Genomic DNA, 6,766 nt, shown 5'->3' with positions numbered 1-6,766 from the left:
ATAAAACGCACTTAAATCCAACTCCTCGACGACATCACTGACAAAATAGGCCAGATGCCCCTCAGGCAGCCACTCGTTCAGGCTCGGGGGAAGAAGCAGTTCCTGGCCAGGCGAATACGGGCGGAAAGTGGTTCCCATCAGTCATCCTGTTGCTGAAGAATTTTGATCTATTGTGCCAGAATGTAGCTTCTGCCGCGCAGACTCCTAGGAGGTTGATTTATGCCCGGACTGTTCAGGCTGCAATGGCTGGTTCCGGGTATCTGTGCCCTGTTTCTGGCTGGATGTAACCCGTTCTCCGAAGCCAGGCCGATGATGACCGAGTACCTGGAGCGCCTTGCCCGGGTACTTGAAGCCCCCGTTGTTTCCCTGCCTGAAGAGTTGCCGCCGGCATCGCAATTACCCCGCCGCCGTGACCGCGTGCTGGACATGCCGGAACTGGACATCGGCATGCTCGAATTCCTGTCGCTGTATGGCTGTGAGCTGCAGTATGTGGTGGGTGAGAAGAACTCAGTCATGGGCAAGGTGATGCAGCCGGTAAACCGCCTGCGGTACGAGGTACGTTTTATCCGCGCCGCGGAAGACTGTCTGCCGGAGGTGGATGATGAAGAGCTTGGGGAAACCCTTGTTAAAGCGATCGAGAGCAAGCGGGATTCGTTGCCCAGAGCTGTCTGGAACGCCACCTGGGGTACCGAGGAAATCGAGAACCTGTTTACCCTCAGTAAAGGTTATTACCCCGTGGGTGAAGGCCAGCTTCCGGTATCCGACCTGGTGCGGGACCTGGAGCAATTAAACCAGACAGTGGCGGCCTTGTTGCGCCAGCGGCTTGACGTTTCCCTGGACAACCTGGGCGCTATTCACCAGCGCTGGCAGGCCGAATACCGGGCCGGGCAACTGGTTAACAGTGCCCGCTTGCTCATTGCCACGCTGAATACCGGCACCGAAGTGCTTCAGGCCAGGCTGGCAGAACGGCCGCTATGCCTTAACGGGAAACCGAACAACCAGTCCGACATCGTTCGCAGTTTTTTCTTCAGTGTGTACATCGGTGAGGTTCAGCCCTACATGAGTGATGTCAGCCGGGCGGCCGATACCCTGATTGCGGGTTTCGCAGAGCTGGCGGCAAAGCAGGAAGCGCAAATGCCGGAAGTCTTTGGTGACTGGGCTCGCCGGCACCTGCAGGCTGGTGAGGAAGGCAGTCTCTGGCATCAGCTTGATGGCGCGATGATGCGCCACACACGCCACTGGCAGCAACTGCTGGAACAATGCGGGCTGAGGCCGGGTGCCTGACAGCCCGCACTGGCTATAACCGGCGTTAGCCCGCCGCCACTGGCCGGTTCACTTTCAGGTGCACCATGGCCACGGTGAACAGCAGGAAGGTGAGAATAGTCATAACCACTGGCCCTGCAGCACCTTCGCTCAGCCAGGCCGAAACCACCGCCTGGGTAAAGTAGAAGATCAGTACAAAGGCCATCCAGATATAGCCCCGGTTATGACCGCGGAAAACCGGCACCGCAAACGCCAGCAGCGGCAGGAGTTTGACCGTCAGCATCAGGGAAATCGAGACGCCTTCCACGGGTGCCGGGTAGAAGGTCGTCAGTAGCAAGCCGGCCAGCACCGAGATGTACAGGGCGATGGTCAGGCGTGCCGTGGTTTTTGCTTTGTCGTTGTGGAGCATAGAAGGTTCCGGGTGGTGGATTTCGAATCAGTCAGCCAGTTTCACGGCCAGCCGGGCCAGCCGTTCGCCAAAGGCCTGGCACAGGACTTTCTCGTGTTCGCTCAAACCTTGCTGGGCACCGGTGCCGGCCCAGTGTGAGGGCCCATAGGGGGTGCCGCCGGTGCTGGTTTCATTCAGGGCGCTCTCCGAGTAGGGCAGGCCGCACAGCACCATGCCGTGGTGCAGCAGAGGCAGCATCATGGTCAGCAGGGTGGTTTCCTGGCCACCATGCAGGCTGCCGGTGGAGGTGAACGCACCGCCGGGCTTGCCGGCGAGCTTGCCGTTCAGCCACAGGTCTCCGGTGCCATCCAGGAAGTGCTTGAGCGGTGCCGCCATATTTCCGAAGCGGGTAGGGCTGCCCAGTGCCAGGCCGGCACAGTTGGCCAGTTCTTCCCGGGTTGCATAGGGGGCGCCGGTATCCGGAACCGGGGGCAGGCTGGCAGTGGTGTCCGGCGACACCGGCGGAACGGTGCGGATCTTCGCTTCCATCCCGCTTACCCGGGCCACGCCCCGGCCAATCTGGGTGGCCATGTCGGCGGTCTGGCCGTTCCGGCTGTAATAAAGAACAAGAATGTACGGGCTGGTATCGCTCATGCCTGGCTCCTGGGCAATGCTTCAGAGAATCTCGAGAACGCTTTCCGGTGGCCGGCCGATGGCCGCCTTGCCGTTGGCCAGTACAATCGGCCGCTCGATCAGTTTGGGGGTGGCCACCATGGCTTTTACCAGCTGTTCACGGCTCAGCTCCGGGTTATCCAGGCCCTGTTCCTTGTATTCGCTTTCCTTGGTGCGCATCAGCTGGCGGGGTTCGCAGCCCAGCAGATCAAGGATATGTAACAGTTCCTGCTCTGTCGGAGGCGTCTCCAGGTAGCGTATAATCTCCGGTTCGATGCCCTTTTGCTGAATCAGCTCAAGGGTCTGCCGTGATTTGGAACACCGTGGGTTATGGAAAATGCGGGTTGGTTCTGTCATGGTCATGCCCGGTTTACAGTAATGGTTGCTGTCCTTTCGAAGGGCGGTAGTCTAACAGGAGGACATCCCTTGCAGTACCCTCGGCCGTTCAGGCGTTTTCTGGCTTTAATTACGCTGGTTTTAGCGGCAGCGACCATCACCGGTTGTGAAAAAACCGAGCTGCAGCGCGCCGACGGTACGGCCGTGAACTGGGATGATTTTCGTGGCCGCTGGGTCTTGGTGAACTACTGGGCAGAATGGTGCAAGCCTTGCCTGGAGGAAATTCCCGAGCTGAATGAACTGGACAAGGCGCCGGACATCTCGGTGCTGGGTGTGAATTTTGATGGCGTTACCGGCACGGCCCTGGAGCAGCTGGGAGAGGAAATGGGCATCGAGTTCCTGATGCTGGGCCAGGACCCGGGCCCGGAATTCGGCTGGAAAATGCCCGTGGGCTTGCCCGCCACGTTTATTGTGGACCCCTCCGGCAACCTGGTTGAAACCCGGTTTGGGCCACAAACCGAAGAAGACATCCGCACATTGATTGGCAACTGACCATGGCAAAGACTTTCGTTCACCTGCGCGTACATTCCGAATATTCCATGGTGGATGGCCTGGTTCGGGTCAAGCCGCTGATCGGCCGCGTGGCGGAGCTGGGCATGCCCGCCGTCGGCCTGACCGAGCAATCCAACATGTGTTCCCTGGTGCGCTTCTACAAGGCCGCCATGGGCGCCGGCGTGAAGCCGATCATCGGTGCGGACCTGTGGCTGGAAAACCCGGATGAGCCGGAAAACCCGTTCCGCCTGACCCTGCTGGCCCGCAACAACGACGGTTACCTCAACCTCACAGAAATCATCTCCCTCGGCTATACCGAAGGCCAGCGCTACGGCAAGCCGATTATCCGCAAGGAATGGCTGGAAGCCCGGCCCGCGGGTCTGATTGCCTTGTCCGGTGCCAAGATGGGGGATGTGGGTAAGGCTTTGCTGGCGGGCAAGCCGGAACTGGCCCGAGAGCGTGCCGAATACTGGATGAACCTGTACCCGGGCAGCTACTACCTGGAGCTGCAGCGTACCGGCCGGGCCGGTGATGAAGACTGCCTGCATATGAGCGTGGAACTGGCAGCTGAACTGGGCCTGCCGGTGGTAGCTACCAACGACGTGCACTTCCTGCAGGCGGACGATTTCGAAGCCCACGAAGCCCGGGTCTGTATTGGTGAAAGCCGGACCCTGGATGACCCCAGGCGGGATCGTCGCTTCAGCGACCAGCAATACCTGCGCAGCGCCGAGGAAATGATCGAGCTGTTCTCGGACATTCCCGAGGCCGTCGAGAACACCGTGGAAATCGCAAAACGCTGTTCTGTGAAAGTGCGCATGGGCGAGTACTTCCTGCCCAACTATCCGATCCCGGATGGCATGACCATGGACGATTACTTCCGCCATGTGTCCGAAGAAGGGCTGGAAGCGCGCCTTGCCAAGACCCTGAGCAAGGACGACCCGGAATACGACCAGAAGCGCGAAGACTATTACAAACGCCTGAAGTTCGAGCTGGATATCATCATCCAGATGGGGTTCCCGGGTTACTTCCTGATCGTTATGGACTTCATCAAGTGGGCCAAGAATAACGGCGTGCCGGTGGGCCCGGGCCGGGGTTCCGGTGCCGGCTCCCTGGTCGCCTATGCGCTGCTGATCACCGACCTGGACCCGCTGGAATACGACTTGCTGTTCGAGCGGTTCCTGAACCCGGAACGGGTATCCATGCCCGACTTCGACGTCGACTTCTGCATGGAAGGCCGGGACCGGGTCATCGAATACACCGCCCAGAAGTACGGCCGGGAAGCGGTTTCCCAGATCATCACCTTCGGTACCATGGCCGCCAAGGCGGTGGTGCGGGACGTTGCCCGGGTGCAGGGCAAATCCTACGGCCTGGCAGACAAGCTCTCCAAGCTGATTCCCTTTGAAGTGGGCATGACCCTCAACAAGGCCATCGAACAGGAGCCCCAGCTCAAGGAATTCCTGGAGCAGGATGAAGAAGCCCAGGAAATCTGGGAAATGGCCCTGAAGCTTGAAGGCGTGTGCCGGAACGCCGGTAAACACGCAGGGGGTGTGGTGATCGCGCCCACCAAGATTACGGATTTCTCGCCGCTGTATTGCGACGATGAGGGCGGAAGCCTGGTCACCCAGTTCGATAAAGGGGATGTGGAAGACGCCGGGCTGGTGAAGTTCGACTTCCTGGGTCTGCGGACCCTGACCATCATCAAGTGGGCCCTGGGCATGATCAACCCGCGCCGGCAAGAGCGCGGGCTTGGTGACCTGGACATCAGCACCATTCCGCTGGATGACAAGCCCTCGTTCGACCTGTTGAAAAAGGCCGAGACCACCGCGGTGTTCCAGCTGGAATCCCGCGGCATGAAAGACCTGATCCGCCGCCTGCAGCCGGACTCCCTGGAAGACATGATCGCCCTGGTGGCCCTGTTCCGCCCGGGGCCGCTGCAGTCCGGCATGGTAGACGACTTTATCGACCGTAAGCATGGCCGCCAGCCGATGTCTTACCCGCACCCGGATTATCAGTATCAAGGCCTGAAGCCGGTATTGGAGCCCACTTACGGGGTCATCCTGTACCAGGAGCAGGTCATGCAGATTGCCCAGGTGATGGCCGGCTATACGCTGGGCGGTGCCGACATGCTGCGCCGGGCCATGGGTAAGAAAAAGCCGGAGGAGATGGAGAAACAGAAGGCCATCTTCCTGGACGGTTGTGAGAACAACGGCATCGACAAGACCCTGGCCGAGAACATCTTCGACCTGGTTGAGAAATTCGCCGGCTACGGCTTCAACAAATCGCACTCTGCAGCCTACGCGCTGGTGTCCTACCAGACCCTGTGGCTGAAAACCCACTACCCGGCCGAATTCATGGCTGCGGTACTCACCGCCGATATGCAGAACACCGACAAGGTGGTCACGCTGGTGGAAGAGTGCCGTAACATGAAGCTGGACCTGCTGGTACCGGATGTCAGCCGTTCCGCCTACACCTTTACGGTGAATGACGATGGCCAGATTGTTTACGGCCTGGGCGCAATCAAGGGCCTGGGTGAAGGCCCCATCGATAGTATTGTGGAGGCGGCCAAAGACGGCCCGTTCCATGATATTTTCGATTTCTGCCGCCGCATCGACCTGAAGAAAGTGAACAAGCGGGCGATGGAAGCCCTGATCCGCTCCGGCGCCATGGACAAGCTGGGCCCGAGTCGCGCCCAGCTGATGGCGAGCATCGAGAAAGCCATACAGCAGGCGGACCAGCAATCCCGCAACGATGCCGCCGGCATGGTGGATATGTTCGGCGAAATGCTCGAAGGCGGCGGCGAAGACGGTGATCCCTACGCGGATGTGGCCAACGTGCGCGAGTGGCCGGAGAAAGAACGGCTCAAGGGTGAGAAAGATACCCTGGGCATTTACCTCACCGGCCATCCGTTCGATGAATACGAACGGGAAGTGCGGCGCTTTGTCCGTAATTCCATTGCCGACCTGAAGCCCAACAAGTCGCCCCAGCGGGTGGCCGGGCTGGTGGTGGCCCAGCGCACCATGAAAACCCGTACCGGCTCCACCATGTGCTTTATCACCCTGGATGACCGCAGTGCCCGTATCGAGGCCACTCTGTTCTCGGAAGCATTCTTTGAAAACCGCGAGCTGTTGCAGTCGGACCAGGTGATTGTGGTGGAAGGGCAGGTCAGCCACGACGATTACTCTGGCCAGATGAAAATGCGGGTTAGCTCGGTGATGGATGTGGCGACCGCCCGGCAGCAGTTCAGCCGGGGTATCCGGCTGGCCCTGCATGCTGACCAGCTGCAGAACGGCCTGCTGGATAAACTCGACGACACGCTGCGGCCGTTCCGTAACGAAGGCAGCCCGGTGTGGATCGAATACAGCAGTGCCGAGGCCAGCACCCGGATTGAGCTGGGGCCGTCCTGGCGGGTGCAGCCCGATGACAACCTGTTGTTCGAGTTGAAACACCTGGTGGGAGAGAAGTCGGTGGAGTTGGTCTATGATTAAGACCAATGTCCGCTTTAGTTGAGCGTTTTGCGCTGCTATCTTTGTCTCAAATTCTGGTTATGGTGGGTTG

Annotated in this window: 6 protein-coding genes and 1 pseudogene; 3 read left to right on the top strand and 4 right to left on the bottom strand. The window is 59.7% G+C overall.

From position 1 onward, the window contains the following. Positions 1-138: pseudogene (locus tag AC13DJ_RS15065) on the bottom strand (IS5/IS1182 family transposase); the annotation flags it as partial. Positions 139-219: 81 nt separating this feature from the next. Between AC13DJ_RS15065 and AC13DJ_RS15060 the strand changes: the two are divergent. Then, positions 220-1,284, top strand: a complete 1,065-nt coding sequence (locus AC13DJ_RS15060; RefSeq protein WP_482932958.1) for a DUF3080 domain-containing protein — start codon at positions 220-222, stop codon at positions 1,282-1,284. 25 nt (positions 1,285-1,309) lie between these two features. On the opposite strand, the gene AC13DJ_RS15055 is transcribed toward AC13DJ_RS15060, so the two are convergent. Genes AC13DJ_RS15055 through arsC form a run of 3 tightly spaced genes read right to left on the bottom strand, consistent with a single transcriptional unit; the run spans position 1,310 to position 2,680 of the window. Then, positions 1,310-1,672 carry a DUF2069 domain-containing protein gene (locus AC13DJ_RS15055; protein WP_482932959.1) on the bottom strand — a complete coding sequence of 121 codons (363 nt, stop codon included), beginning with the start codon at positions 1,670-1,672 and terminating at the stop codon, positions 1,310-1,312. A gap of 27 nt (positions 1,673-1,699) precedes the next feature. Then, positions 1,700-2,305 (bottom strand): NAD(P)H:quinone oxidoreductase, encoded by a 606-nt coding sequence (gene wrbA / locus AC13DJ_RS15050; protein ID WP_482932960.1) that lies wholly within the window; start codon positions 2,303-2,305, stop codon positions 1,700-1,702. Between the two features lie 21 nt (positions 2,306-2,326). After that, entirely contained in the window at positions 2,327-2,680 is a 354-nt protein-coding gene (gene arsC, locus AC13DJ_RS15045; RefSeq protein WP_036219981.1) for an arsenate reductase (glutaredoxin), read from the bottom strand. Between the two features lie 69 nt (positions 2,681-2,749). Here arsC and AC13DJ_RS15040 point away from each other — a divergent pair, with 69 nt between their 5' ends. After that, positions 2,750-3,211: a TlpA family protein disulfide reductase gene (locus AC13DJ_RS15040; protein ID WP_482932961.1), complete on the top strand. Its 462-nt coding sequence runs from the start codon at positions 2,750-2,752 to the stop codon at positions 3,209-3,211. Positions 3,212-3,213: 2 nt separating this feature from the next. After that, on the top strand, positions 3,214-6,696 hold the full coding sequence (gene dnaE / locus AC13DJ_RS15035) for a DNA polymerase III subunit alpha (protein ID WP_482932962.1): 3,483 nt from the start codon (positions 3,214-3,216) through the stop codon (positions 6,694-6,696). Positions 6,697-6,766 lie beyond the last annotated feature (70 nt).

This window comes from Marinobacter sp. L-46, assembly GCF_056859535.1.
Note: the sequence above shows the minus strand (reverse complement) of the source record. Positions and strands in the feature narration are given on the sequence as shown.